The sequence below is a fragment of the Citrobacter sp. ANG330 genome, assembly GCF_047467925.1.
GTDB classification, from domain to species: Bacteria; Pseudomonadota; Gammaproteobacteria; order Enterobacterales; family Enterobacteriaceae; genus Citrobacter_A; species Citrobacter_A amalonaticus_G.
Window position 1 is genome coordinate 268567 of the sequence record NZ_JASJUI010000001.1, and the last position, 26704, is coordinate 295270.

Annotated in this window: 27 protein-coding genes and 2 pseudogenes; 10 read left to right on the forward strand and 19 right to left on the reverse strand. The window is 47.1% G+C overall.

Annotation, left to right across the window (positions count from 1 at the left end; all coding sequences use genetic code 11):
* Positions 1-95 precede the first annotated feature (95 nt).
* Both QNN88_RS01270 and yciA read left to right on the forward strand, forming a co-directional pair.
* Complete coding sequence (locus tag QNN88_RS01270) at positions 96-2282, forward strand: TonB-dependent siderophore receptor (RefSeq protein WP_414238637.1); 2187 nt, start codon at positions 96-98, stop codon at positions 2280-2282.
* Positions 2283-2381: 99 nt separating this feature from the next.
* Positions 2382-2780: an acyl-CoA thioester hydrolase YciA gene (gene yciA / locus QNN88_RS01275; RefSeq protein WP_414238638.1), complete on the forward strand. Its 399-nt coding sequence runs from the start codon at positions 2382-2384 to the stop codon at positions 2778-2780.
* A 48-nt stretch (positions 2781-2828) separates the two neighbouring features.
* Here yciA and tonB read toward each other — a convergent pair whose 3' ends face one another.
* A complete protein-coding gene (tonB, locus tag QNN88_RS01280) occupies positions 2829-3539 on the reverse strand; it encodes a TonB system transport protein TonB (RefSeq protein WP_414239331.1) in 711 nt (236 codons plus the stop codon).
* Positions 3540-3629: 90 nt separating this feature from the next.
* Between tonB and QNN88_RS01285 the strand changes: the two genes are divergently transcribed.
* Positions 3630-5150 carry a recombinase family protein gene (locus QNN88_RS01285; protein WP_414238639.1) on the forward strand — a complete coding sequence of 507 codons (1521 nt, stop codon included), beginning with the start codon at positions 3630-3632 and terminating at the stop codon, positions 5148-5150.
* Between the two features lie 31 nt (positions 5151-5181).
* Here the strand turns inward: QNN88_RS01285 and QNN88_RS01290 are convergent, their stop codons facing one another.
* On the reverse strand, positions 5182-5955 hold the full coding sequence (locus QNN88_RS01290; protein WP_311048053.1) for a phage baseplate protein: 774 nt from the start codon (positions 5953-5955) through the stop codon (positions 5182-5184).
* Positions 5956-6047: 92 nt separating this feature from the next.
* Positions 6048-7028 (reverse strand): annotated as a pseudogene (locus QNN88_RS01295) (phage tail tape measure protein); the annotation flags it as partial.
* Between the two features lie 90 nt (positions 7029-7118).
* Here QNN88_RS01295 and istA point away from each other — a divergent pair.
* Entirely contained in the window at positions 7119-8141 is a 1023-nt protein-coding gene (istA, locus tag QNN88_RS01300) for an IS21-like element IS100 family transposase (protein ID WP_414238640.1), read from the forward strand.
* The gene (istB, locus tag QNN88_RS01305; protein WP_001297096.1) at positions 8141-8920 is read left to right on the forward strand and encodes an IS21-like element IS100kyp family helper ATPase IstB; all 780 of its coding nucleotides are present in this window, start codon (positions 8141-8143) and stop codon (positions 8918-8920) included. Before istA ends, istB begins: the two co-directional genes overlap by 1 nt.
* 76 nt (positions 8921-8996) lie before the next feature.
* Here the strand turns inward: istB and QNN88_RS01310 are convergent.
* The 7 genes and pseudogenes from QNN88_RS01310 to QNN88_RS01340 form a co-directional block, all read right to left on the reverse strand.
* Positions 8997-10088: pseudogene (locus QNN88_RS01310) on the reverse strand (tape measure protein); the annotation flags it as partial.
* A 73-nt stretch (positions 10089-10161) separates the two neighbouring features.
* Positions 10162-10383 carry a hypothetical protein gene (locus QNN88_RS01315; protein WP_414238641.1) on the reverse strand — a complete coding sequence of 74 codons (222 nt, stop codon included), beginning with the start codon at positions 10381-10383 and terminating at the stop codon, positions 10162-10164.
* 19 nt (positions 10384-10402) lie between these two features.
* Entirely contained in the window at positions 10403-11125 is a 723-nt protein-coding gene (locus QNN88_RS01320) for a transposase (RefSeq protein WP_414238642.1), read from the reverse strand.
* A 543-nt stretch (positions 11126-11668) separates the two neighbouring features.
* Positions 11669-11992 (reverse strand): hypothetical protein, encoded by a 324-nt coding sequence (locus QNN88_RS01325; protein ID WP_414238643.1) that lies wholly within the window; start codon positions 11990-11992, stop codon positions 11669-11671.
* A gap of 137 nt (positions 11993-12129) precedes the next feature.
* Complete coding sequence (locus QNN88_RS01330) at positions 12130-12516, reverse strand: hypothetical protein (RefSeq protein ID WP_414238644.1); 387 nt, start codon at positions 12514-12516, stop codon at positions 12130-12132.
* Positions 12516-12794 (reverse strand): hypothetical protein, encoded by a 279-nt coding sequence (locus QNN88_RS01335; RefSeq protein WP_021522066.1) that lies wholly within the window; start codon positions 12792-12794, stop codon positions 12516-12518. Before QNN88_RS01335 ends, QNN88_RS01330 begins: the two co-directional genes overlap by 1 nt.
* Before the next feature lie 3 nt (positions 12795-12797).
* Positions 12798-13355 (reverse strand): hypothetical protein, encoded by a 558-nt coding sequence (locus tag QNN88_RS01340; protein WP_414238645.1) that lies wholly within the window; start codon positions 13353-13355, stop codon positions 12798-12800.
* 199 nt (positions 13356-13554) lie between these two features.
* Between QNN88_RS01340 and QNN88_RS01345 the strand changes: the two genes are divergently transcribed.
* Both QNN88_RS01345 and QNN88_RS01350 read left to right on the forward strand, forming a co-directional pair.
* Positions 13555-13737 (forward strand): hypothetical protein, encoded by a 183-nt coding sequence (locus QNN88_RS01345; RefSeq protein WP_021522064.1) that lies wholly within the window; start codon positions 13555-13557, stop codon positions 13735-13737.
* Between the two features lie 1229 nt (positions 13738-14966).
* The gene (locus QNN88_RS01350; protein ID WP_414238646.1) at positions 14967-15512 is read left to right on the forward strand and encodes a recombinase family protein; all 546 of its coding nucleotides are present in this window, start codon (positions 14967-14969) and stop codon (positions 15510-15512) included.
* Here QNN88_RS01350 and QNN88_RS01355 read toward each other — a convergent pair whose 3' ends face one another.
* Both QNN88_RS01355 and QNN88_RS01360 read right to left on the reverse strand, forming a co-directional pair.
* Positions 15513-16217 (reverse strand): hypothetical protein, encoded by a 705-nt coding sequence (locus QNN88_RS01355; RefSeq protein WP_021522062.1) that lies wholly within the window; start codon positions 16215-16217, stop codon positions 15513-15515.
* Between the two features lie 295 nt (positions 16218-16512).
* A complete protein-coding gene (locus tag QNN88_RS01360; RefSeq protein WP_021522061.1) occupies positions 16513-17178 on the reverse strand; it encodes a hypothetical protein in 666 nt (221 codons plus the stop codon).
* A gap of 340 nt (positions 17179-17518) precedes the next feature.
* On the opposite strand from QNN88_RS01360, the gene QNN88_RS01365 reads away from it, so the two are divergent.
* Positions 17519-17815, forward strand: coding sequence for a YciI family protein (locus QNN88_RS01365; protein ID WP_414238647.1), 297 nt, complete (start codon positions 17519-17521; stop codon positions 17813-17815).
* A 41-nt stretch (positions 17816-17856) separates the two neighbouring features.
* Here the strand turns inward: QNN88_RS01365 and QNN88_RS01370 are convergent, their stop codons facing one another.
* Positions 17857-18030, reverse strand: coding sequence for a YciY family protein (locus tag QNN88_RS01370; RefSeq protein WP_414238648.1), 174 nt, complete (start codon positions 18028-18030; stop codon positions 17857-17859).
* Positions 18031-18170: 140 nt separating this feature from the next.
* Between QNN88_RS01370 and cls the strand changes: the two genes are divergently transcribed.
* Together cls and QNN88_RS01380 are read left to right on the forward strand one after the other, a co-directional pair.
* Entirely contained in the window at positions 18171-19631 is a 1461-nt protein-coding gene (gene cls, locus QNN88_RS01375; RefSeq protein ID WP_414238649.1) for a cardiolipin synthase, read from the forward strand.
* A gap of 34 nt (positions 19632-19665) precedes the next feature.
* Positions 19666-19995 carry an HI1450 family dsDNA-mimic protein gene (locus QNN88_RS01380; protein ID WP_042283511.1) on the forward strand — a complete coding sequence of 110 codons (330 nt, stop codon included), beginning with the start codon at positions 19666-19668 and terminating at the stop codon, positions 19993-19995.
* A gap of 37 nt (positions 19996-20032) precedes the next feature.
* Here QNN88_RS01380 and QNN88_RS01385 read toward each other — a convergent pair whose 3' ends face one another.
* The 6 genes from QNN88_RS01385 to oppA all read right to left on the reverse strand — a co-directional run bounded on the left by QNN88_RS01385 (position 20033) and on the right by oppA (position 26528).
* Entirely contained in the window at positions 20033-20869 is an 837-nt protein-coding gene (locus QNN88_RS01385; protein WP_414238650.1) for an ion transporter, read from the reverse strand.
* A 47-nt stretch (positions 20870-20916) separates the two neighbouring features.
* A complete protein-coding gene (oppF, locus tag QNN88_RS01390; RefSeq protein ID WP_414238651.1) occupies positions 20917-21921 on the reverse strand; it encodes a murein tripeptide/oligopeptide ABC transporter ATP-binding protein OppF in 1005 nt (334 codons plus the stop codon).
* Positions 21918-22931, reverse strand: coding sequence for a murein tripeptide/oligopeptide ABC transporter ATP-binding protein OppD (gene oppD / locus QNN88_RS01395; RefSeq protein ID WP_414238652.1), 1014 nt, complete (start codon positions 22929-22931; stop codon positions 21918-21920). The genes oppF and oppD overlap by 4 nt, the downstream gene beginning before the upstream one ends.
* Positions 22932-22942: 11 nt before the next feature.
* Positions 22943-23851 (reverse strand): oligopeptide ABC transporter permease OppC, encoded by a 909-nt coding sequence (gene oppC / locus QNN88_RS01400; protein WP_414238653.1) that lies wholly within the window; start codon positions 23849-23851, stop codon positions 22943-22945.
* Positions 23852-23865: 14 nt separating this feature from the next.
* A complete protein-coding gene (gene oppB / locus QNN88_RS01405) occupies positions 23866-24786 on the reverse strand; it encodes an oligopeptide ABC transporter permease OppB (RefSeq protein WP_414238654.1) in 921 nt (306 codons plus the stop codon).
* A 113-nt stretch (positions 24787-24899) separates the two neighbouring features.
* A complete protein-coding gene (oppA, locus tag QNN88_RS01410; RefSeq protein WP_414238655.1) occupies positions 24900-26528 on the reverse strand; it encodes an oligopeptide ABC transporter substrate-binding protein OppA in 1629 nt (542 codons plus the stop codon).
* Between the last annotated feature and the right edge of the window lie 176 nt (positions 26529-26704).

The window sequence follows — 26704 nt, forward strand, 5'->3', positions numbered from 1 at the left end:
TGAAGATATTGTGGAGATTGCCTTCACAATATTGTAATGAGAATAATTATCATTGATATTCCGTATCGCGTTTTTAACAATAGGGATGTCAGTTGATGAATTTGATAACAACAATGTTTCCGCGCCCTCTGGCGCTTTTGATTGCCACAGCATTAAGCGGAAATGCTTTCGCCGCAGACGAGGTCATGAACGACGGCGAAACGATGGTCGTCCAGGCAACCGCCGAAGAAGCCCTCAAACAGCAGCCCGGTGTTTCTATCATCACCGCCAAAGACATTGAAAAATCTCCACCGGTTAACGATCTCGCCGATATCATTCGCACCATGCCCGGCGTGAACCTGACGGGCAACAGCGCCAGCGGGAGTCGGGGAAATAATCGCCAGATTGATATTCGTGGGATGGGCCCGGAAAACACACTCATCCTCATTGACGGCGTGCCGGTCACCTCACGAAACTCGGTTCGCTATAGCTGGCGCGGTGAACGTGACACCCGTGGCGACACAAACTGGGTACCTGCGGAGATGGTCGAACGTATCGAGGTCCTGCGCGGCCCGGCAGCGGCTCGTTACGGTTCAGGGGCGGCGGGTGGCGTAGTGAACATCATCACCAAACAGCCGACGAATGACTGGCATGGCTCGCTCTCTCTCTACACCAATCAGCCCGAGAACAGCAAAGAAGGAGCCACCAGGCGTGCGAACTTCAATCTGAGCGGCCCGCTCATTGACGATGTTCTCACCCTGCGTTTGTATGGCAACATCAACAAAACCGACGCCGATGCAGCGGATATCAATACCCAACAAAACGGCTCCTATGCTGCCGGTCACGAAGGGGTACGTAACAAAGATATCAACGCCCTGCTCTCCTGGAAACTGACACCACAGCAAATTGTTGATTTTGACTATAGCTACAGCCGTCAGGGCAATATTTATGCCGGTGATACTCAGTACAGCAACAGTAACGTCAGTCCCAACGACCTGGTCAGCTCGCTGTATGGTGATGAAACCAACCGTATGTATCGGCAGACCTGGGGCTTAACGCATAACGGTATCTGGGACTGGGGACAATCAAAATTCGGCGTTTATTATGAAAAAACCAATAACACCCGGATGCAGGAGGGCTCGACCGGTAAAGTCGAGGGGATGATCAATAATACCGACTACGCAACCAGCCGCCTGGAATCCTATCGTTCTTCCGGTGAACTCAACATTCCGCTTTTCTGGCTGGTAGATCAAACTCTGACGCTGGGTGCGGAATGGAACCGCGACGAACTCAACGACCCGGCGTCTATGCAGGCCACCAGCGCATCCGGCGTGCAGATTGGCACTGTCTCCGGTGACGCCTCCAGTCGCAGCACCAAAAATAGCGCCACGCTCACCGGTATTTATCTGGAAGATAATATCGAAGCGCGGCCTGGCACGGATATTATTCCGGGGATCCGTTTTGACTATCACGATGAATTTGGCAGCAACTGGAGCCCCAGTCTGAATATGTCGCAGGAACTGGGCGATCTGTTTAAGCTGAAAGCCGGGATTGCCCGCGTCTTTAAAGCGCCAAACCTGTATCAGTCCAGCGAGGGATATTTGCTCTCCACGCGTGGCAATGGCTGCCCGAATACGATCGCCACCGGCAGTTGTTATCTGCTGGGCAATCCGGATCTGGACCCGGAAATCAGTATTAACAAAGAGATCGGTCTGGAATTTAATTACGCGGGATGGGATGCGGGAATCACCTGGTTCCGTAATGACTATAAGAATAAAATCGTCGCCGGGACCGATATTATCGGTTACGCCTCCAACGGGAATAACATCCTGCAATGGGAAAATGGCGGTAAAGCGATTGTCGAAGGTCTGGAAGGTAACGTGGTGATCCCGCTGGTGCCGGAGACGTTAAGCTGGCGCACCAACGCGACGTATATGATCAAATCCGAGAACAAGGACACCGGCAACCCGCTCTCTGTTATCCCGAAATACACCATTAATACCCTGCTCGACTGGCAGGTGAACGACAAGCTCTCCACACAGCTACAGTGGACGCAGTACGGTCGACAAAAACCGCGTGAGTATGCTGAAACGCGCAACGAAACGGGTGCCATGTCGGATAAAGAGATCGGTGCCTACGCGGTTGTCGGACTCGGTGCTAATTATCAAATGACGAAAAACCTGCGCCTGAATGCCGGGGTAAGTAACCTGTTTGATAAGCAGATCTATCGCGAAAACGATGGTGCCTCAACCTATAACGAACCCGGTCGTGCCTACTATGCTGGCGTGACAATGTCATTCTAATCGCTTCAACGCCCGCCTCGCGGGCGTTTCCCCTCTGTTCTCCATGCTAAAATCATAGTAGCATCGCGCCTGAATTTTTTTCCTATAGTCGGTTTTACAATGACAACAACAACGAACGTCCCTCAGGGCGAACTGGTTTTACGCACACTGGCTATGCCTGCCGATACTAACGCAAACGGTGATATTTTTGGCGGCTGGCTGATGTCACAAATGGATATTGGCGGTGCCATTCAGGCCAAAGAGATTGCTCATGGTCGTGTGGTGACTGTCCGCGTGGAAGGAATGAGCTTTCTGCGTCCGGTCGCAGTCGGCGATGTGGTATGTTGCTACGCCCGCTGTGTGAAGCGCGGAACCACTTCCGTCAGCATTAATATTGAAGTCTGGGTGAAGAAAGTCGCGTCAGAGCCAATTGGCCAACGCTACAAAGCGACAGAAGCGCTGTTTATTTACGTTGCGGTAGATCCGGACGGGAAACCTCGCCCGCTTCCGGCGCAATAGGTACGAAAAAGCCTCCGTTGCGGAGGCTTTTCTCTTAGTGCGTCACGTTCACTCGATTTGCGTGGTGCCGTTCAAGCGGAACACAATATTCACGACCAGCCCTGAGCCCGGTTTACCGGCTTCATAGCGCCATCTGCGCATCGCATTCTTCACTTCACGTTCGAACATGTTGGCAGGCTGGGCTGACACGATTTGTACGTTGTCCACCCGGCCATCGGACGTGACATCAAACTTCACTTTTACCCGCCCTTCTATGCGTAGCGCCTGAGCACGTGCCGGATACTGCGGCTGATTACGTGTCAGCGCACGCGGACCTGCCGGAACGCTTACCGTCGGTTTACTGGTCGCCGGCGCGGTGCTGGTGGTCGGACGCGCAGGCGCGGTATTCTCAAACGGCGACGCCTGACGCGGCTCGGCAGGTTTGACATCACGCTTCGGCTGCTCCTGAACCTTTTTCACCGGCTTCGGTTTTGGCTTAGGTTTAGGCTTCGGTTTCTCGATAACAACCGGCGCCTCTTTAGGCGGTTCTGGGACAGGCTCCGGCTCAGGCTCGACAACCGGTTCCGGCGGCGGCGCAACCGCCTGTGGTGGTTCCAGGTCGGCTGGCGAAACCATCGTTACGGAGATAGGCTGCGCAGGGGCAGGCAGTTCAATAACCTGATGTACCGAGGTATACAAAAGTCCCGCCACTAAAGCGCCATGAATGCCGACGGAAAGTAGCGTCGGCCAGGGAAAGCGACGAGGTAGATCAAGGGTCATTGTATTGTAGCTATTCGGCATTGTAGCATTAGCCATAACGTTTATAAGTTCATCTTTAAATGAGAATCAATTGCATGGGAGTTTATCACCATGAGAAGCGTAATTACATACCTTCGGTACAGTTCAGCTATACAAGGTACTGAGGGAGCTGATTCAACCAGACGACAAAATGACCTGTTTAGGCAATGGTTGAAGAAGAATAGCGATGCTCAAATAGTAGCGTCTTTCAGTGATGAAGGGTTGAGTGGTTACAAAGGTAAGCACCTTACTGGTCAGTTTGGTGACATGTTAGCCCGTGTTGAGTCTGGGGAGTTTCCAGAAGGTACAATTTTGCTTGTTGAGAGTATCGACCGTATAGGCCGTTTAGAGCATCTTGAAACAGAGGCCCTGATGAATCGCATCTTAGGCAACGGGTTAGAGATTCACACGCTACAAGATGGTCTTATCTACACAAAGGATGCTTTAGCCGATGACCTTGGTATAAGCATTATTCAGCGTGTCAAAGCCTATATAGCGCATCAGGAATCTAAGCAGAAGTCTTTCCGTGTTAGCCAGAAGTGGGAACAACGTGCAAAACTTGCCCTTGCTGGTGAACAGCGTCTTACAAGAAATGTTCCCGGATGGATTGACCCCGATACTTTCAAACTCAATGAACACGCTGAGACTGTAAGACTGATTTTCAAGCTGCTGTTAGATGGTGAAAGCCTTCATAACATTGCACGTCACCTTCAAAGCAACGGCATAAAGTCGTTTAGTCGCCGTAAAGATGCTAATGGGTTCTCTGTTCACTCTGTACGCACAATCTTAAGGTCAGAGACAACAATAGGCACACTACCAGCATCACAACGTAATGACCGCCCCGCTATACCGAACTACTACGAAGCCGCTATAGATGCTTCAACGTTCAATAAAGCTCAAGAGATTCTTGGTAAGAACCGCACAGGCCGTACACCTGCAAGTGATAACCCATTAACGATTAACATCTTCAAAGGTCTGTTTAGGTGTCAGTGCGGGGCTAGTGTCCATCCTACCGGAACCAAAAATAAGTATGCAGGGGTTTATCGGTGCAATAACCATCTTGACGGTCGCTGTGATGTTCCACCGTTGAAGCGTAAACCGTTTGATAAGTGGATGCTTGAAAATTTTCTAGGAATGATTGACGTGGGGAATGATGGAGAATCAGAGAGGAAGATTGCAGCGTTACAGCATGAGGTTGAAATTGTCACATCTCGAATCAAGAAAGCTACCGCCCTACTTCTCGAAATGGATGACATTACAGAGTTGAAAGCACAGGTGAAGGAACTGAACCAGAAGCGCACAGAACTACAGACCACTATCAACACTATGAAGCGTAAAACTTCACTCAGTGACAAGGGATTACCCCAACTCAAAGACATTGACCTTATGACTAAAGCGGGTCGTGTTGAGTGTCAGTTGATTTTGTCCAAGCATCTAAAAGGGCTAACATTGGGTAAGGATTCGGTAACTGTAACGCTACAGAACGACACTGAAATAATCGTTCCTACAGACCCGCTACCGCTAAATGATGGAACATCTATCTTTGAAATTGCTGAAAAAGAGCTACTAGAAATAGACGCTTATCAACTGTAGCAATCAGGGGCTATGAAGCCCCTTCTCACTTCTAATAAGTACCGCGCTTGTTAGGGTTCACAGAGTATTTCCGTAGAGCATTACCCGCCTTGAGTAGCTTTGCAGCACCTGAATTAGCTGAGTCTGTGAAGGTACTTTCACCATTCTTAACGCTAACGTTCTTAGAACATGCTACACGGGCTTTTAACGCTTCATCTGATAGCTCGCTTGCCGAATAGCTAAATAGCTCTTTGCAGGTCAGCATAGGTGTTTCATTGCGTGAGGTGGTTACATTGCCGATATTCTTCTTTGAAGTAACACCACCATCATTTGTAGTAGTGGTTTTACCAGTTGCTGATGAAACATCAGTTTGACCAACAATAGAACGGAACTCTACACCCTGGAATGTCATCTGAATACGTAAACCATTTGAAATAGTATGTTCTTTAGATGCTTTAAACTGAGTAATTACTGAGTCAGTGATAGAGATTCCATCCTTAGCAACTACGGTGATAATCTGTTTCTGGTCTCGCCAAGTTTCTACAGTGTCAATAAAGTTTTCTACAAGTTGGCCTTGACGTGTACGTAATAGGCTACCTTCGTAGCCCACTACAACAACACCAGAGATAGTAATAGTCTTTGGAGCACGTTGAACGTTATCAGTTACAGTCTGTCCAGATTGCATTGCTTGAGTCGTCACCATCATAGGTGAATCATACTCCATATTCTCTGTCGCAGATAATGTCAAAAAGTTATCTGGATTACCTTGCAGATGGAAATAGACTCCATCCTTTCCACTATATCGAAGTTGTTTTGTGTCAAACATTGTCATATTCCTATTATGTTAAGCATTAGCTACGTGAAATCTATTTTTTGATGTATATATCTGTTCAGAAGAAATCACGTAGCACACGGCTATTAATCATCAAGTGGGTAACTTGAACTCATAAGCATATCTGCTGTGAACTGGTCATTAGCTGACTGTGTAAATCTAAAGAACGCAGGTTCATCAGGTTTAATAGTTGCTTCACCAGTGATATTTACAGGGATTGGCTTCTTGGTTTCTACTGTGAGAGCATCTACCTTTCTTCCTAACTCTGATACAGCCATAGCTAATTGAGCATTACTATTAACCATATCACCTGTGATAGCTGGTGGAGTTGTCTGAGTGTTATTCACAAAGTTATTCATTGGTTCCTGAAGATTAGCAACTTTATTAGCTGCACTACTAAACCAACCTTTAACATCATCCATAGTGAACACTGGTTTAAGTCCAGACTCTTTAGCTAGCTCTGGTAATTTAGCTTGTGCTTCCATTCGTTCAGGCGTAGAAGCTAATCTCTCATAACCTGCATAAACTGCACTACCAGCTAATAGAAGATTCATAGGGTTTAGCCTTGATGGTTTCCCATTCTTTTTATTCACGTTGTCTGCTGTTGTATTGGCAACCTGACCTAATCTTGTGATAGCAGTCATAAGCCCGTAAATACTTCTGGTAACACCAATGACTTTATTTGCAGCAATAACACCAGCCAGGACTTTTAAGCTATTAATCAAGCCAGAACCTAAAGCATCAACTACTTTCTTTTGTTCATCGGTTAAACCACGATAAGCTAATGTCACCTCATCAAAGAATGCTCTTACCCTGTAAGAAATATCGGTTAGTGAATCGACACCATGTGACATATCAGTCATCAAGCTACCAAGAGACTCACCTAATGTTTTACCACTTCCACCAAGGGTGTTTAAAAGATTAGTCAAGCTTCTTGTGAAATCTTGAAGACCACCCTCAGAACCTTTGAAGATATTATTAAGCGTGTTTTTCCAAGCATTACTAAGGTTATCAACTTGAACCTGAGTACTATCCTTCAGCTTTTCTACTCCACCAGCCGCCTTAATAACGTGTCACGAACGGTGCAAAAGTGATCCACACCCAACGCCTGAAATCAGATCCAGGAGTTAATCTGCTCTCCTGATTCAGGAGAGCTTATGGTCACTTTTGAGACAGTTATGGAAATTAATATCCTGCACAAGCAGGGAATGAGTAGCCGGGCGATTGCCAGAGAACTGGGGATCTCCCGCAATACCGTTAAACGTTATTTGCAGGCAAAACCTGAGCCGCCAAAATATACGCCGCGACCTGCAGTTGCTTCACTCCTGGATGAATACCGGGATTATATTCGTCAACGCATCGCCGATGCTCATCCTTACAAAATCCCGGCAACGGTAATCGCTCGCGAGATCAGAGACCAGGGATATCGTGGCGGAATGACCATTCTCAGGGCATTCATTCGTTCTCTCTCGGTTCCTCAGGAGCAGGAGCCTGCCGTTCGGTTCGAAACTGAACCCGGACGACAGATGCAGGTTGACTGGGGCACTATGCGTAATGGTCGCTCACCGCTTCACGTGTTCGTTGCTGTTCTCGGATACAGCCGAATGCTGTACATCGAATTCACTGACAATATGCGTTATGACACGCTGGAGACCTGCCATCGTAATGCGTTCCGCTTCTTTGGTGGTGTGCCGCGCGAAGTGTTGTATGACAATATGAAAACTGTGGTTCTGCAACGTGACGCATATCAGACCGGTCAGCACCGGTTCCATCCTTCTTTGTGGCAGTTCGGCAAGGAGATGGGCTTCTCTCCCCGACTTTGTCGTCCCTTCAGGGCACAGACTAAAGGTAAGGTGGAACGGATGGTCCAGTACACCCGTAACAGTTTTTACATCCCATTAATGACTCGCCTGCGCCCGATGGGGATCACTGTCGATGTTGAAACAGCCAACCGCCACGGTCTGCGCTGGCTGCACGATGTTGCTAACCAACGAAAGCATGAAACAATCCAGACCCGTCCCTGTGATCGCTGGCTCGAAGAGCAGCAGTCCATGCTGGCACTGCCTCCGGAGAAAAAAGAGTATGACGTGCATGTTGGTGAAAATCTGGTGAACTTCGACAAACACCCCCTGCATCATCCACTCTCCATCTACGACTCATTCTGCAGAGGAGTGGCGTAATGATGGAACTGCAACATCAACGACTGATGGCACTCGCCGGACAGTTGCAACTGGAAAGCCTTATAAGCGCAGCGCCTGCGCTGTCACAACAGGCAGTAGACCAGGAATGGAGTTATATGGACTTCCTGGAGCATCTGCTTCATGAAGAAAAACTGGCACGTCATCAACGTAAACAGGCGATGTATACCCGAATGGCAGCCTTCCCGGCGGTGAAAACGTTCGAAGAATATGACTTCACGTTCGCCACCGGAGCACCGCAGAAGCAGCTCCAGTCGTTACGCTCACTCAGCTTCATAGAACGTAATGAAAATATCGTATTACTGGGGCCATCAGGTGTGGGGAAAACCCATCTGGCAATAGCGATGGGCTATGAAGCAGTCCGTGCAGGTATCAAGGTTCGCTTCACAACAGCGGCAGATCTGTTACTTCAGTTATCTACGGCACAACGTCAGGGCCGTTATAAAACGACGCTTCAGCGTGGAGTAATGGCCCCCCGCCTGCTCATCATTGATGAAATAGGCTATCTGCCGTTCAGTCAGGAAGAAGCAAAGCTGTTCTTCCAGGTCATCGCTAAACGTTACGAAAAGAGCGCAATGATCCTGACATCCAATCTGCCGTTCGGGCAGTGGGATCAAACGTTCGCCGGTGATGCAGCCCTGACCTCAGCGATGCTGGACCGTATCTTACACCACTCACATGTCGTTCAGATCAAAGGAGAAAGCTATCGACTCAGACAGAAACGAAAGGCCGGGGTTATAGCAGAGGCTAATCCTGAGTAAAACGGTGGATCAATATTGGGCCGTTGGTGGAGATATAAGTGGATCACTTTTCATCCGTCGTTGACATAACGCTCTGAAGTTGGGGTGTCAGTTTTAACAGAAATGGTGTTGAACTTAGACCTTTCTTCATAGCTTCAAAGAATTGTTTTTCAGATTTGAAGCCCATAGCTTTAGTCATTTCCTGAACAATGCCGGGCAAGGCTTCTGCAATCTGACCTTTCACCTCTTCGCTCATAACCTGACCTTTAGAAGCAACCTGCTGGAAACCAATTAAAGCACGTTTAATCTCTTCATTTGAACGTCCCATAAGACGACCATAAATAGTGACTGATTCAAACAGTTTTTCAGAATTATCAAGCCCAAGAGATTCTTTAGCACTTGCACCAAAACCAGCAAACTGTGATTGTGTTTCGGCTAAGTCCGTACCTGTTGTCTGTGATAAGTTCTTAGTGAATTGTTTAACCTGCCCTGCATCTTTACCAAATACGAAATCAATACTTCTTTCCGAGGATGCACGTTGAAGACCAACTTCCATAATCTTCTGATAGCTTGCTAATACAGCCTGCATAGAAATAAATGCACCTGCTGTTTTAACTGCTGCTGAACTCAAACTATCAAGACTATTAGCTGCTTTATTTCCGTTAATCCCAGATGTGACACCTTTGGATTTAATAATCGCTTCTCGTACACTTGCATTTAACTGAGCTAACTTCTCGTTAAACTTAGAGTTATCCATCTGACCAGCTTTACCAGCTAAACCATAAAACTGACTCTTGATGTATTTCTGTAGTACAGGGTCAAAACCCCTTAACTTAGACATATTAGCTTGATAAGCCGCTCTTACTGCTCGGTCACCTGTATTTCTTCTCGGTTGTCTTGGTTGTTTAAGAGCGCCATTAACCTGACTGGTAAACTGAAATGCTTTTGTGTTTCTTGCTCTTTGCTCAAACTTATCAAAAGCCTTGTTAAATTTTCTTTCAAGTTGCCCTAAAGAACTTGTCAGATTACTATCAAGCTGCTTTGTATTAATCCTGAAACCTTTGTTTAGGTTCTTTTCGATACGTTGAGCAGACTGCATAGCCATCTTTTCAACTCTTTGCAATCCTTTAATAACGTTTTCGTTAAAGCCCAGTTCAACGACAAACGAATCAACTTTAAATTGTGCCATTCATATTTTTTCACCTCATACAAAAAAGGGAGAGTCATCGATTTTATTCGATAATCTCTCCCGTGGATTTTTACTAACTAACCACAACTGACACCCAATGATAATCACCATCCTCACAAATAATTCTTGAACCAACCGGAACACGGTCAATGCACCACGAAGGGATTTTGCGAATCTTTGTTTTATTGTTTGAGGTGACAGATTGACGCTTGCTTTTTACTGTCTTTGGCTTGCGTGGTTGGTTTTTAAGTTTTTCACAAACTGCCTTGATAGTCTCTAAACGTTCTTCATACATTGTCACCTCGTATTATAAGTTAAATAGCCTTTGCGTATTTCTGAGAAATCTTCGTTAACTGCTCAATATCAGCCTGTAGAGCACTCTTCTTAAAGCCTTCGTATTCACCAATAAGCGTTTTCATAGTTCTAAGCTGGTTAGCAAGTTCTTTCTTTGCAGTATCAATAACCTTGTTGCGGGACTTCATGATATTTTGTCTGGCAACTTCATTTATTTCTTCCCGGGTCTTGTCAGTCATGAAGACAAATGCACCACTACCACGAGAAGCTTTAACAATCTTAGCGACCCTAAAACCTTCAGGAATATTATTAATCACGTCTGCAATTTGCTCAGGGAAAACGCCGTAACCGTCATTATATTGATAATCAAAATATGCGTATGGCTTTTGTTCAATTTCATCCTGAATCTCAAAATCAGTAGGTTCAATAGCTGCTTGAAGCTGAGTAACCTTGTCATAAGTAGCATCAAGCTTAATACGCTGTGCTTTCAAAACCGGATAGTATTTCTTTTCAAGCTCAAGCAATGCTTCTCCCTTGCATACATCAGGCATCTCTACCACTTCAGGGAAGACATTAATAATTTCAGAAGGAAGTCTTGATTCTTTCTCTTGCTTTTCCTGAATAAGCTTATCTGCTAAATCTTCTTGCATTTTTAGAAGTGGATGTGAACCACCGTTTAAATTAACTCTTTCGTAAGTTGGTTGTCTGTTATCAGCCTCTTTTTCATGTTCATCTCTAATCATTTAATTCACCTCGTTGTTTATTTATTTCATTTTTCATAGAAGCACCCTCAATAGCTCGTGGAGGTGAATGTCTGAAGCGAGTGAGTCGCTATCAAAGATGCTTTTATCAAACTGAAAAGCCCTAAACAGTTTTCTGTAAAGGGCTTGATGAATTTTGTTTAAACGTTTCGAAAGCAGGTAAATACTTTCTTCAAAGGTTCTCTAATAAAAACCCTTGAAGAAAAGCCCTCTTAGTTGAGGGCAAAATACCTGTAAGGACGTATATGTAGGAAATGGTTTTTGAGATGACCTATCCAGTGTGGGCTAAATAGGCCATGACGAAAAGCATTGCACCTTTCAGAATACACAAATCCAAATCTAGACGTATTTCATTTATAAAAATACATAGAGAGAACTGCTCTCCCATACTTAAAATTATGGCATATTTGAGGTTATTTGTCAACATGATTTTAACAATATGGTAACATCAATTTCTGTTAGCTGCGTTACCAATCAGGCAGCCACATAATAGCCCCAGAAGCGTCCATAAAATAACGAGTGTCATTAGTGAACCCTCACAGAATCCGTCACAAGTAAATTGTCAAAGTACAGAATCGCAATAGCTGCTTTCATGTATTTTTCAGGGCTAACGCTGTATCGGTTTGTTTCTTCGATAATAAGCCGCTTCATGTTGCTATCTGTAATTGGTAACATCATTCGTGGCTCGTCACATCCTATCGACTGAACAAAGTCTTCAATTTCTTCTGAGTTCTCAGCCATCAAAGCTAACAACTTATCAAAATCAATTGCCACACCTGCATCAGTGAAAGCCTGAATCATCATGGCAGTGTCGTTATCAATCATAATTTGTAATGGGTATTCGTTCATTTTTAAAATCCTCTAAAATAGGTCTCAGACCTATAAAAATAGCCATTTTGAAGCCAGTATTCATGCGGGTTACAGAGGGAGTGAGACACCCAGGTAATAGGGTAGCTCATCTTTGAGTCTCACTCATTCTTACAGGCTTATACAGACGCTTTAATCTTGTAGTATTGACTACGTGATAAGCCGTATTTCTCAGAAATATAACTTTGTGATTGGCCTTTGGAGATTGCATCAATGATTAAATCTTTATCGTATCTGTGACCATTGGCTTTGTGTTTGTCACCATCTTTAATAGAGCTGAAGTTCTCCATTAATTTAATGGCGTCTTTAAGGTCATCTTCATAGGTGTAATCAAAACCCCTGATAAACTCGAAATCACCATTATCTTTTCGTGCTTCAGTCCAGATATCGAATCTTGAGGCTAATTGCTGGTGGGTAAACTTAGGTTTATTAGTTTGCGTTACGTCTTTCCAGACCTTGCCGTCAAATCTTACCAAATGGTCACGATGTTTATAAAAGTCATACATTAAACCTCCGCAGCAAGCTTGTGAATCTTCAGACTCAATAGACGGGCAATATCAACTGGTAGTTTATTCTCAGCTTTAAGAGCATTAAGCGCTTCTCGTTCAATTCGAATATGCTTGCGTCCTTTCGCTACAGGGATTCTGATTAAATCCTCTTCGGAAATATCACGGTTAATCGCAAGCTGCATGATTGTTTTGTGGGGTAAGCTGGTCGTTTGTTTAATTCTGTTAAGCTCGTTAAAGGCTTCTTCTGAAATTCTTGTCAGTGTGTGTCTGTTCATTATTTAAAATCCTTCTGCAATTAGATAAGGGTCAAATTCAAAGTCTGTTTGTTCGTTTTCCATTGGTTCGATATTTCCAACGGTAATGTGATGTTCAACAATGCTAATTAATTTCGCGCACATCACAGCAAGCAACGCACAATAGGCATCAGTTGGTAGTTCATGGCTAAGTCTGGTTGCTTGACGCTGAAGATGATTTGTCACAGTGGATGAGTTAATTTCATCAAGATTCTTTAGAAGATAAAATAGTTTTTTGTTATATTTCGGGTGACCTTCACTTCTACAGAATCCAATAAAAATATCATCAAGCTTGCTTGGTAATTGCTCGTAGCTGTCAAAGTTAGCCAGATAATTTTTAATAGTATTCTTCGTGCTCTTTCTGGTTGGCATATAACGGTTCCTCGGTGTAATTGCCCGAATTACTTCGTGAATGCCTTTGCGTTCTGCTCTGGTGAACTTGGGTACTTCGTGGCGGGTTGGTGTGTCTGTGTAAGCGCAGGAGTTGTGCTTGTTGCGTTCTTTTGATGCCTGAAGCATCGCTCTAAATTCTGCATCTCTCATTCATATTCTGACCCTCTTAGTGTTTGTTAATTTCCTGTTAACTATATGCACAACATTAGCAGTTTCAGAGACTAATGTCAAGTATTTTTTAACAATTTATTAACATTTATGGTATAATGGTTCTATGAGAGAGGGAAAAATAGAAAAGGCGTGACTATGTATTTGGTCACATGTTTGCATTACACAGAAGGTATATTGAATGCTCAACTTCCCTCAAGATTTGGGGTCAACATGGATGAGTGGCGGTATCGGGCTTGTTGCTGGTGTCCTGATTCGCTACTGCCTCGTTCGGCTGTTCGTGGTCTTCAGGTTGTTCGGTCGTGAATGGTCGTTTGACCTGAAAGACAGAAGCCGTGAAGACAACCACAAAGACCCGTCCTAACCTCCAGTCACTCCCGCCTCTGAAATATTTTAGCTGGTAGGTAGTGAAATCTCCTGACAAAGCCGAAAAGCTGAATCTTTCAGTTAGTCACACCAGGCTATCCAATTGACAGATTACAGGAAAACCCTTATTAATCAATGAGTTGTAATTAGCCATTATATAGAACTGACAAGCCCCTTCACAGAGAACTTCCAAGACTCACTAAGATACAAGGCGATAACCCCAGAAAGGGAGAGCCATTCTTAACCAACCTTCTTAACCAGCCCTTTACGTTATTCGTTCACAGTGCTGATAAGTGGTTTTGCCCTCTGTTTCTGTTATCATCGGGCTTGCCTAATCAGGGCTTTGAAATGTCTCTGTAACTCTCTCTTAGCGAGAGAGAGAAAGAACATAGTGACCCCAAGCGAAGCGTCCCTCTTAGCACATATCTTAAACACCAGTTTAGCATTTAGTGCCATTTGTTAAGTTTAGCACTTTTTGCTAAAGATAAACTCCTTGACAAATGCTAAGATTTTTGAAATAGCTCTCTTAACAGATTTCTTAAGAGTTTTGAAAAAGTCTGTTTAACAGGTCACTACCTCTGATTCTTCGTTTCCCTTTATCTTGGTAGTTCTGTTAAGTATCTTTCAGGTATTTCTTACAGTCACTGTTAAGATAGAACCTACCTTCGGTTTCATGGTTCTCTTCCTCCCGTTAAACACTCTTATCAAGCCCTCTGCATAATCACTACCAAGAATCTTACAAGATACTATCCAGACCTCTTGTAGTTGACCTGATACAGAAACATTACAGACATGCTCTCTAGGTTCTGTGTAGCTCATTTAGTGGGAGGGAGGATATGGTGACCATAGGAACCCCTCATGTTATACAGGCTTCCATGCTGGTTAAAATCTATACAGGCAATATCCAGTCTCTAAAATTTTTATAAAAAATGACTAGCCCTCTCTTCAAATTCCCTCTCTGAAAATCTTCAAAAATATCTGTCACAGGTCTATGTCTGCTTGGTACGGTGCATTCTCGCTATAGCACCCCCTTTGCAAAATCTCAAAATATCATTGACTTCCTCTGTGAATTGCTATAAAGGCATCTCCATCTCTTAAGCGTACCGATATAGCATACTAAAAAGGTATAGCTAACCTCCTGTAAAAACCATACCGATTAGCCTTGTAAAACACCTTATCGGTACGATACACTCAACCCATCAAATGAGTAAGGCATATGAGTACATCATGGACAACATTGGCTATATTCGAGTTTCATCAGTACAGCAAATCACAGACCGTCAACTTGAAGGGGTCACACTGGATAAGGTATTCATTGACAAGGCATCTGGAAAGAATACAGAGCGTCCACAACTAAAAGCTATGCTCGACTATGTTCGTGAAGGTGATGTTATCCATGTACATGACCTGTCACGTTTAGGGCGCTCTACCGTGGATGTATTAACGCTGGTGGATAAACTTTCACAGAAAGGTATCAAGGTTCACTTCCACAAAGAAGGTCTGATAACTGGTGACGATAACCCCACGTCTAAGATGATTCTCACAATCTTTTCAGCGGTAGCTGAAGCTGAACGTAAAATGATGCTTGAGCGTCAACGAGAAGGCTATGAAGCTGCTAAAGCTGCTGGTCGTGTAGTTGGAAGGGGTAACGGTAAAGCGGTTGACAGAGAAGGTATCAAGGCTGCTCTTGCTGCTGGTGACTCAATTGCTAAAGTAGCTGCACAATTCAACGTTGCTAAGTCAACTGTGCAGCGTATTAAGTCTGAATCATAACTATTTGTTTTCAAGGCTTGATGCTTTACCCATTTCATCAAGAAACTTTTGTGCTTGATAAGTGCTTCTGGCTTCATCAAGAAGACTTTTGTTCACTGATTCTTTGACCAATGACCTAAAGTCTTCGTCTGTATACTTGCCGGAATCCACCCCTTTAACAATGTCCTCAATTTGGACAATTAACTGAAGAGATGCTTCTATCTGACTTTGAATCTGTGAACGTTCTGATTTCAATTGAGCAACCTCTACTTCAATGCTCATCATGTCCTCCCGTAAAGATTCCGCCCTTTCTTCCATATCTTTAGTATTTATTTTTTCCCTTTCCTTCTCTTGCACAACTCTCTCAATTTCCAGATTCTGCGTTGCTAACTCCATCTCTTCCAGCTTATCAGCCTTAACTTTTCTCTTTATCTTCATTTCAAGCGCTTTTGACTGAAGCCACATAGAGGCTTGATTTATGTACGGGAAGATAGACGACAACACGAATCCAACCAAGCATGGGAGAATTAAGTACTTAATGTAGAAAAAATCAGATGCGGTAATCTGGTGAATACGGACTTCCACCGGAGCCTTGCTAAGGCACATCACTGCAATGTGTTTCCAGTTAAACCCTACCCACGAAAGAATGATATATCCCCATAATGGGCTTGACAGCCTCTCTTTCAGTCCCTGTATGGTTGAATCCACAACACTATCTTCACTCATCTAATCACCACTTAAAATTTTGAAATCGGGGTTAATGTTATAGTGAACAGCTTAATTTAGGGAATGAATTTTATGGCAGTAATCGTTATATAGACCTGTATATGGCACTTTTCTAGATGTCGAGAGAGGGATGACTAACACCACACAGTTTACCCTAAACAGAGACTGCACAGATTCTTTATAAATATCAATTAGTTACACCAAAGATATGATTGTGTGGATACTGCATAGAATCTGTGTATTACTTCATAAATACTTGAAAAAACACCGTTAAATTGAATAGGTACTAACCTGTTTATGTCCTGTTTTTACCTGTTCTGGCGATAAGCGATTTCAGCCTCGTCATTACTGACTGCATAGTAGTTTCATGCAGGTAAAAATCTTTAAAACTGATTTCTTTTAACTCAAAAGATATCCTTACAGGTTCATCCATACTGGTAAGGATAGCCATGTAATCGCCGTTCACATAGCCTCGCGTAGGTGGGATGTTCTCTTCAGTTATACCTGCCCTTATAACCTTCCAAACTGAGTCATTGAAATTCATCACATCGTTACAGAATCGTCCATGTGCTTCCATCATATCACTAACCAGTGAAGCCGATTTAGGGCTAAGTTTGTTACCCATTGCATCCATCATTTGTAGTGACGATGCCAGATAATCCAGTTCAGCGATGATTTTGTAAGAGTTCGATTTAACCTCCCATTGCAACGACTTGTCTTTAGGTTCAGATATTGGCGTATGCAATCCATACTGACTATCAAATATCCTTCTTGAATCCTCAACGTATTGGATAGCTGAATAGTAACGTTTATGGAGATTGTGAACTTCTCTATAGAAGTTTTCAGCACTCTCAAGACGCTTGGTTTTAAACCAGTCATTAGCTTTGAATGCAGCCCAGACAGCGGTAGTAGCCATAGTGATATCAGCTAACATGCTGAAGAAGTCAATTGTGTCACTCATCCTTTCTTACCCTGAAAACTCAATCGGTTAACTATCTTAACGCTCTGGGGAGTTGTAAGGAACATCAATTGCAGAGGATGTGAGGTGAACATCTAAAGAAAACCGAATAGACTTCATTCAAGGGTCATTGAAGTCATAATCGTTTCAGTTGAAAAGCCAGGCCTCGATTTTAAATGCAAATAGCAATCATATTCAATAAGGCATCGGCATAAGCGCCATTTTTATCCTGAAATATCCCTGACAACAGCACGGCCTTAACAAGGCTGTCATCTTTGCGTTGCAGTAAAGAGGCCTTTCAAATAACGTATTTAGCACTTTTACCGACCAAGGAGCCCTATCCGTGCTTTATGTCATCTACGCGCAAGATAACCCGAACTCTCTTGAAAAGCGTCTTTCCGTCCGCCCTGCACATCTGGCGCGACTGCAACTGCTTCACGACGAAGGACGTCTTCTGACTGCTGGACCCATGCCGGCAGTGGATAGCAATGATCCCGGTGCAGCAGGTTTTACCGGCTCCACGGTGATTGCTGAATTTGGCTCACTGGAAGAGGCAAAAGCCTGGGCCGAGGCTGACCCGTATGTTGCCGCCGGGGTTTACGCGCAGGTTTCGGTGAAACCCTTTAAGAAGACGTTCTGAAAGATCTATTCATTGGGCACCGCATGCGGTGCCCTGTTCACTCAGAAGCTATGGATCGCAAACAGCAGCGAATTACGTTGCTGGTTCAGGACACATTTTCTGATTGAGTGGATTCGCATATTGCGACGCGACTGCCCTTCAAGCCAACGCGCTTTACGGCGACTGGCCTGACGCAGCATCCGCCAGCGTCCCACTTCCGTTCTACTCCGCTTCATGATACCTACTCTTATAATGCCAGAATGGGCATTATACCCCCCGCGGACAGGCAGGCTAGCGCTTTTGCCGTGTTTTTATTTGCCAGATGAATCCTGACGCGTAAACTCATAACAAACGCTTTCAAAAGGATTTTTAATCTATGACAACCTTCTACACGGTGGTGAGTTGGCTGGTCATTCTGGGCTACTGGGTGCTCATTGCCGGTGTAACATTACGTATTCTTATGAAACGGCGCGCAGTGCCTTCCGCGATGGCCTGGCTGTTGATCATTTATATTCTGCCGTTGGTCGGAATTATTGCTTATTTATCCTTCGGGGAACTCCATTTAGGCAAACGCCGGGCCGAACGTGCGCGGGCTATGTGGCCATCCACGGCAAAATGGCTGAACGATCTGAAAGCCTGCAAGCATATCTTCGCCGAGGAGAACAGCAGTGTCGCCGCATCGTTGTTCAAGCTCTGCGAGCGCCGTCAGGGCATTGCGGGGGTCAAAGGCAACCAGCTCCAGTTGCTCACCGATTCTGATGATGTCATGCAGGCGCTGATACGCGATATCCAGTTGGCGCGGCACAACATCGAAATGGTGTTCTATATCTGGCAGCCGGGGGGGATGGCGGATCAGGTGGCAGAATCCCTGATGGCTGCCGCACGACGCGGAATTCATTGCCGGTTAATGCTTGACTCTGCGGGCAGCGTCGCCTTCTTTCGCAGCCCCTGGGTGACAATGATGCGCAACGCCGGTATTGAAGTGGTTGAGGCGCTGAAGGTCAATCTGTTCCGTGTGTTCCTGCGTCGCATGGACCTGCGCCAGCACCGCAAAATGGTGATGATCGATAACTATATTGCTTATACCGGCAGTATGAACATGGTCGATCCGCGGTTCTTTAAACAGGATGCCGGAGTCGGTCAGTGGGTCGATTTGATGGCGCGTATGGAAGGTCCGGTCGCCACCGCGATGGGCATCGTCTATTCTTGCGACTGGGAAATTGAAACCGGCAAACGGATCCTGCCTCCGCCGCCGGACGTCAATATAATGCCGTTCGAAGAGGCCAGCGGACACACCATTCACACCATTGCCTCCGGTCCTGGCTTTCCGGAAGATCTGATCCACCAGGCGCTGCTGACGGCGGCTTACTCGGCGCGTGAATATCTGATCATGACTACCCCCTACTTCGTGCCGAGCGACGATTTACTGCATGCCATTTGTACGGCAGCGCAGCGCGGAGTGGATGTGAGTATTATTCTGCCGCGCAAGAATGATTCGCTGCTGGTCGGGTGGGCCAGCCGCGCCTTCTTTACCGAACTGCTGTCGGCAGGGGTGAAAATCTACCAGTTTGAAGGCGGTCTGCTGCATACCAAAAGTGTGCTGGTCGATGGTGAACTCAGTCTGGTCGGGACAGTGAACCTTGATATGCGCAGTCTGTGGCTTAACTTTGAGATCACGCTGGTCATTGATGACGTCGGATTCGGCGGTGACCTGGCGGCCGTGCAGGACGATTACATCTCCCGTTCACGCCTGCTGGACGCGAATTTGTGGCTAAAACGCCCGCTCTGGCAGCGGATCACCGAGCGACTGTTTTACTTCTTCAGTCCATTGCTGTAAAACGAGCCCAAGAGACGGTAAACAGGTAGTGATTATGGATATGGATCTGAACAATCGCCTGACTGAAGACGAAACGCTTGAGCAGGCTTACGATATTTTTCTCGAACTGGCGGCCGATAACCTCGACCCGGCAGACATTATTCTGTTCAATTTGCAGTTTGAAGAACGCGGTGGCGCAGAGTTATTTGACCCGTCTGAAGACTGGCAGGAGCACGTGGATTACGACCTGAACCCTGACTTTTTCGCCGAGGTGGTAATTGGCCTGGCGGACAGTGAAGACGGCGAAATTAATGATATCTTCGCACGCGTACTGCTGTGCCGCGAAAAAGATCACAAGCTCTGCCATATTCTCTGGCGCGAATAATGACGAAGAGAAGAGCCGCCAGCGCGGCTCTTTTTATTTAGTCCGGCAATTTACTGCCGCAGTGGTTACAAAACCTGGCGCTATGTTCGTGCTGGCTCTGCTTACACTGCGGGCATCGACGCTGCTGATTCCGCTTTTGAAACGCGCTGCTCATATGGGTGGTGATTAACCCCGTCGGAATCGCAATCACCGAATAACCAATCAAAATCAGAACGGACGCCACGATCCGCCCTAACGGCGTATGGGGTGTAATATCGCCATACCCGACCGTCGTCACAGTGACAATCGCCCAGTAAACGGATGCATTCAGCGTGGTAAATCCATATTCCGGCCCTTCAATGAGATACATCAGGGTGCCGAAAATAATCATGACAATGCCGATAAAGGAATAAAACAGAATCAGTTGATGCCGGGCGCTCAGAATAGCCTGCCAGAATACCCGTAGCGAAGGCATAAAGCGCAGCAGTTTCAGGATCCGCAGAATACGAATGGCCCGCATAGCCCGCCAGGCAAAAACGTAGTTAAGGCTGATTTCCGGCCACAGCCACATCACATACAAAGGCAGAATAGTCGCTAAATCAATAAAGCCCCAGAAGCTGAAGACATATTTTGCCGGATTCGGCCAACTCACCAGACGTAGAATATACTCAATCGTAAAAACCAGCGTGACGATGAGTTCAAGCCAGACAAAAATATGCCACTCATTAAGCGTCAGGTGATATTGCGTGCCAAGACCCGATTCAATAAAAATAACCAGCACGCTTAACAGCGCGAACAGGGCGCATAACCCCTCACCCCGTCGGCCTGAGCGGGTATTCAGGTCGAACAAGCGGTGATAAATTTGCCTGCGAATTGATGACAGTGAAAACGTCACAATAACCTCAGTAAAAAGAAGGGCTGACAGTTTGTCAGCCCTTGCAATTATAACGGGTCTACCTTAAGGCAGGATACCGCATGCCGGAAACTGCCTTCGAGTACCGGACGCGTTTTCGCACATTCCGGCCCGGCTATCGGACAACGGGTACGGAATACGCAGCCTGACGGCGGGTTAATCGGTGACGGTAATTCCCCTTCCAGTAGCTGAATCGTCTTATTTTTTTCCAGATCGGGATCGGGAATCGGCACCGCCGACATCAGCGCTTTGGTGTAGGGATGCAGCGGGTTGTGGTAAACCTCATCATAGGTCCCAAGCTCCACAGCATGACCCAGATACATCACCAGCACGCGATCAGAGATATGTTTGACCACGGCCAGGTCATGGGCAATGAAGATCAGCGACAGTCCCATCTCCCGCTGAAGCTGCTGCAACAAGTTGACAACCTGTGCCTGAATTGACACGTCCAGCGCGGAGACGGGTTCGTCGCAGATGATCAGCTTTGGCTCCAGAATCAACGCCCGCGCAATTCCGATACGCTGGCACTGGCCGCCTGAAAACTCATGCGGGTAGCGGTTGATCAGGTTAGGCAGCAGGCCGACCTTCATCATCATCGCTTTCACCCGATCGCGCACTTCCTGACGAGGCAGTTTAGGATGATAGGTGCGCAGTGGCTCGGCGATGATTTCGCCTATGGTCATACGCGGGTTTAGCGACGCCAGCGGATCCTGGAAAATCATCTGAATATCGCTTCGCACGTCGCGCCATTCATCCGGTTTCATCCCCAGCAAGTCTTTACCTAACCAGGCCACGCGCCCATCGGTCGCTTTCACCAGGCCGATGATCGCGCGGGCAAAGGTCGATTTCCCGCAGCCAGACTCCCCAACAACGCCCAGCGTCTCCCCTTCATAGAGTCGCAGCGTGACACCATCGACCGCCTTCAGGGTTTTAGAGGGCTGCCAGAACCACTGTTTGCCATCTTTTATGTCGAAATGCACCTTCAGATCGGCGATTTCCAGGAGGACTTTACGTTTTTCATCAATCGCGTTCATGCCAGATCCTCCACCGGTTTAAAGCAGGCGCGCAGGCGTCCCGGACTGAACTCCTCCAGCGGCGGAGCGCTACTACAAATCTCCATCGCATGCGGACAGCGAGGCTGGAACGGACAGCCTTTCGGCAGACGCAGTAAGTTGGGCGGGTTCCCCGGAATCGTCAGCATCTCCTCGCCTTCGCCATCCAGACGCGGAACCGCATTCAGCAGGCCAATTGAATAAGGATGAACGGGCTGATAAAAGACATCGCGGGCATTACCGTATTCCATCGTCCGACCGGCATACATCACCAGCACCTTGTCGCAAATCCCGGCCACGACGCCAAGATCGTGGGTAATCATGATGATCGCGGTGTTGAATTCACGCTTCAGTTCATTCAACAGCGTCATGATTTGCGCCTGCACGGTGACGTCCAGCGCTGTCGTCGGTTCGTCGGCAATCAGTAACTTTGGCCTGCACAGCAGCGCCATTGCGATCATCACGCGCTGACGCATACCGCCGGAAAACTCATGCGGGAACATTTTCATCCGCTTACGCGCTTCCGGCATTTTCACCGCATCCAGCATTCTGACCGACTCGTCAAACGCCTCGGCTTTACTCATGCTTTTATGCAGCATCAGCACTTCCATTAGCTGTTCCCCGACCCGCATGTAAGGGTTCAGCGAGGTCATCGGGTCCTGAAAAATCATTGAGATCTGTTCAGCACGCAGCTTATTCAACTCATGCTCAGGCAGATTGAGGATCTCACGTCCGTTGAACGTTGCCGAGCCGCCAATTCGGCCATTCGCCGCCAGCAGCCCCATCAGCGCAAACGCGGTCTGCGATTTGCCGGAGCCAGACTCCCCAACAATACCCAGCGTTTCTCCGGCACGCAGCGTAAAGTTTAAATCATTCACCGCGGTGACATCGCCGTCCGGGGTACTGAACGTCACACGAAGATCTTTTACGTCCAGCAGTGCGTTAGCCCTTTGCTGCGTGAACGGCACGCCTGCAGTTTCAATTACGCTCATGGCTGCACTCCTTAACGGTCTTTCGGGTCGAGGGCATCACGCAGGCCATCGCCAATAAAGTTAAAACAGAATAACGTCACCACCAGGAAACCTGCCGGGAACAGCAGTAGCCACGGCGACACTTCCATCGAGTTGGCGCCATCGCTGAGCAACGCGCCCCAACTGCTCAGCGGCTCCTGCGTCCCCAGTCCCAGGAAGCTGAGGAAAGATTCGAACAGGATCATGCTCGGCACCAGCAAGGAAGCGTATACCACCACCACGCCCAGCACGTTAGGCACAATATGACGCAGGACGATATTGCCGGTCGACACGCCACCCACCTGCGCGGCTTCGATAAACTCTTTCCGCTTCAGGCTCAGCGTTTGCCCGCGAACAATACGCGCCATGTCCAGCCAGGAGACCATCCCGATCGCCACAAAAATCAGCAGAATGTTTTGTCCAAAGAAGGTGACCAGCAGAATAACGAAGAACATAAACGGGAAGGAGTTAAGGATTTCCAGCAAACGCATCATCACGGAGTCGATTTTGCCGCCCAGATAGCCCGAAAGCGAACCGTACAGCGTCCCCACCACCACCGCCACCAGCGCGGCCGCAATACCAACCATTAGCGAGATCCGCCCACCAATCGCCACGCGCACCAGCAGGTCACGTCCGGAAGAGTCAGTACCAAAATAATGGCCTGATTCACTATCGGGCGCACTGGACATCATGCCCCAGTCGGTATCGAAGTAGGTGAACTGCGACAGCATCGGTGCCAGCGTCACGAACAGCGCAATGATCACCAGTACAATCAGACTGGCGACCGCGGCACGGTTATGTATAAAACGACGGCGTGCATCCTGCCACAGGCTGCGTCCCTCGACCTCGAGCTTCTCACTGAAATTCTCCAGCGCTTCGCTGTTTTTCTTACCTAACATCATCGCGAGCTCCAGTGTCAGTAACGAATTTTCGGGTCGATGACGGCGTACAGCACGTCAACAATCGCATTAAAGACAATCGTCAATGTTCCCACAAGGATTGTCAGACTCAGAACCAGCGAGTAATCGCGGTTCAGCGCGCCGTTAACAAACAGCTGACCGATCCCCGGTAAACCATAAATCGTCTCAATGACCATCGAACCGGTGATAATCCCGACAAATGCAGGCCCCATATAGGAGAGCACAGGAAGCAGCGCGGGTTTCAACGCATGGCGGAAAATAATGCGACGCATCGGCAGCCCTTTGGCTCGCGCCGTGCGGATAAAATTCGAGTGCAGCACTTCAATCATTGAGCCACGGGTGATACGCGCAATACTGGCAATATAGGCCAGCGATAACGCCACCATCGGCAGGATCATGAATTTCAGCGCCCCGCCATTCCAGCCGCCACCCGGCAACCACTTGAGGGTGATAGCGAATATCATGACCAGCAGCGGCGCGACCACAAAGCTGGGTATCACCACGCCGGTCATTGCCACCCCCATCACCGCATAATCCCATCGTGTATTTTGCTTCAACGCGGCAATCACGCCCGCGCTCACGCCGAGGATCACGGCCAGAAGAAAGGCGGCAAGCCCCAGCTTCGCCGAAACCGGGAAGCTTGAGGCAACAAGATCGTTAACCGTATAATCTTTGTATTTAAACGAAGGACCGAAATCACCGTGCGCCAGTTGCTTCAAGTAGCTGAAATACTGGGTCATGATGGGATCGTTAAGATGGTATTTCGCTTCAATGTTCGCCAGGACTTCTGCCGGCAATGCACGTTCACCGGTGAAGGGACTTCCCGGCGCCAGGCGCATCATAAAGAACGAAATAGTAATAAGAATAAACAGTGTCGGAATTGCTTCCAGACAACGGCGTAGAATAAATTTCAACATTGCCCGTACCTTTGGCGAGTGCCTTTCCCCCTGCACACAAAATGCCAGAGAGGGGGTGAGAGTCGACGAAAAAAGACACTGTGGGGCAGCGTAAGCTGCCCCACCCTTTGCCATTAATGCTTAATAATATACAAGTCTTTGACGTGGATATTATCCATCGGGTCTTTACCGGTATAACCACCCACCCACGGTTTCACCAGGCGGGCGTTAACGTAGTAGAACACCGGGACAATCGCAGAATCGGTATCAAGCTGCTGCTCGGCTTTGCCGTAAAGCTCAGTACGCTGCTCTTCATTCGTTGCTTTCAGCGCATCGGCGAGGATTTTGTCAAACGCCGGGCTCTTATAATGCGTCGTGTTGTTTGAGCTGTCAGACAACACCATGTTCAGGAAGGACGTTGGTTCGTTGTAATCCGCACACCAGGCCGCACGCGAGACATCATAGTTACCCTGATGACGCGTATCGAGGAAGGTTTTCCACTCCTGGTTTTCCAGTTTCACGTTCACACCCAAATTCTTCTTCCAGATGGACGCCGCGGCGATGGCCAGTTTTTTATGCAGATCGGAAGTGTTATACAGCAGGTTGAAGGTCAGAGGTTTATCAGCGGTATAACCGGCTTCGGCCAGCAGTTTTTTCGCTTCTTCGTTGCGTTTTTCCTGGGTCCAGCCAAACCACTCTGGTTCAGTCAGTTTTGCGCCATCAGTATACGGCGGCGTGAAGCTATAGGCCGGCAGGTCACCCTGGTTTTTCACTTTATTAACGATAATATCGCGGTCCAGCGCCAGCTTAAGCGCGGTACGCACACGGACATCCGTAAACGGTGCTTTCTGGTTATTAATTTCGTAATAGTAGGTGCACAGATACGGGTCAACATGAACTTCGTTCGGGATCTCTTTTTTCAGCTTCTGGAACAATTCAATCGGCATATTGTTATAGGTCATGTCGATTTCACCGCTGCGGTAGCGGTTAACATCTGTCACTTCTGAGGCGATCGGCAGGTAGGTCACCTGGTTAATCACCGTTTTGGCGTTATCCCAGTAATTAGGGTTACGCTCAAGCACGATATGCTCGTTTACGACCCAGTCTTTTAGCTTATACGCACCATTGCTGATGATATTAGCGGGCTGAGTCCATTTGTCGCCGTATTTTTCAACGGCGGCTTTAGGAACCGGGGAAACGGATGAGTGCACCAACAGTTTATAGAAATAAGGAACAGGCTCGCTGAGGGTCACTTCAAAGGTATTATCATCGATAGCTTTAACACCGAGATCGGTTGGCGGTTTCTTACCGGCAACAATGTCATCAATATTAACGATGTGACCATATTGCAGATAACTGGCGTACGGGGACGCCGTATTCGGATTCGCCAGACGCTGCCAGCTGTAAACAAAGTCGTGGGCTGTCACCGGTGAGCCATCCGACCATTTTGCGTCTTTACGCAGATGGAATGTCCAGACTTTAAAGTCTTTATTTTCCCATTTTTCAGCCACGCCCGGAGACGGCTTACCGTCGACGTCACTGATGATTAAACCTTCGAACAGATCGCGGCTGATATTCGATTCCGGAACCCCTTCGATTTTATGCGGATCGAGGGACTGGACTTCCGAACCATTATTTCGCACCAGCGTCTGCTTTTCTGCCAGTTGCACACCGGCGGGAACGACCGCCGCTGTTGCCACATTTCCGGCGATTAGCGCAGTTAAAATGCCTGCCGCCACTAAACTTTTCTTCGTGTTGGTCATTGTGTTTGTACTCCCTCATTATAATTACTGGCTTTATCACCAGCCTGTTAATCCCGTCAGGGATCTCTGTGCAGCTCCGGAGACTTTCAGCTGCCAGGTCGTTTACTGCCTGCTATCACCGACTTTATTTATTCTGACGATTCGTATGATCGCCTTACGTCGATTCGTTATGCACC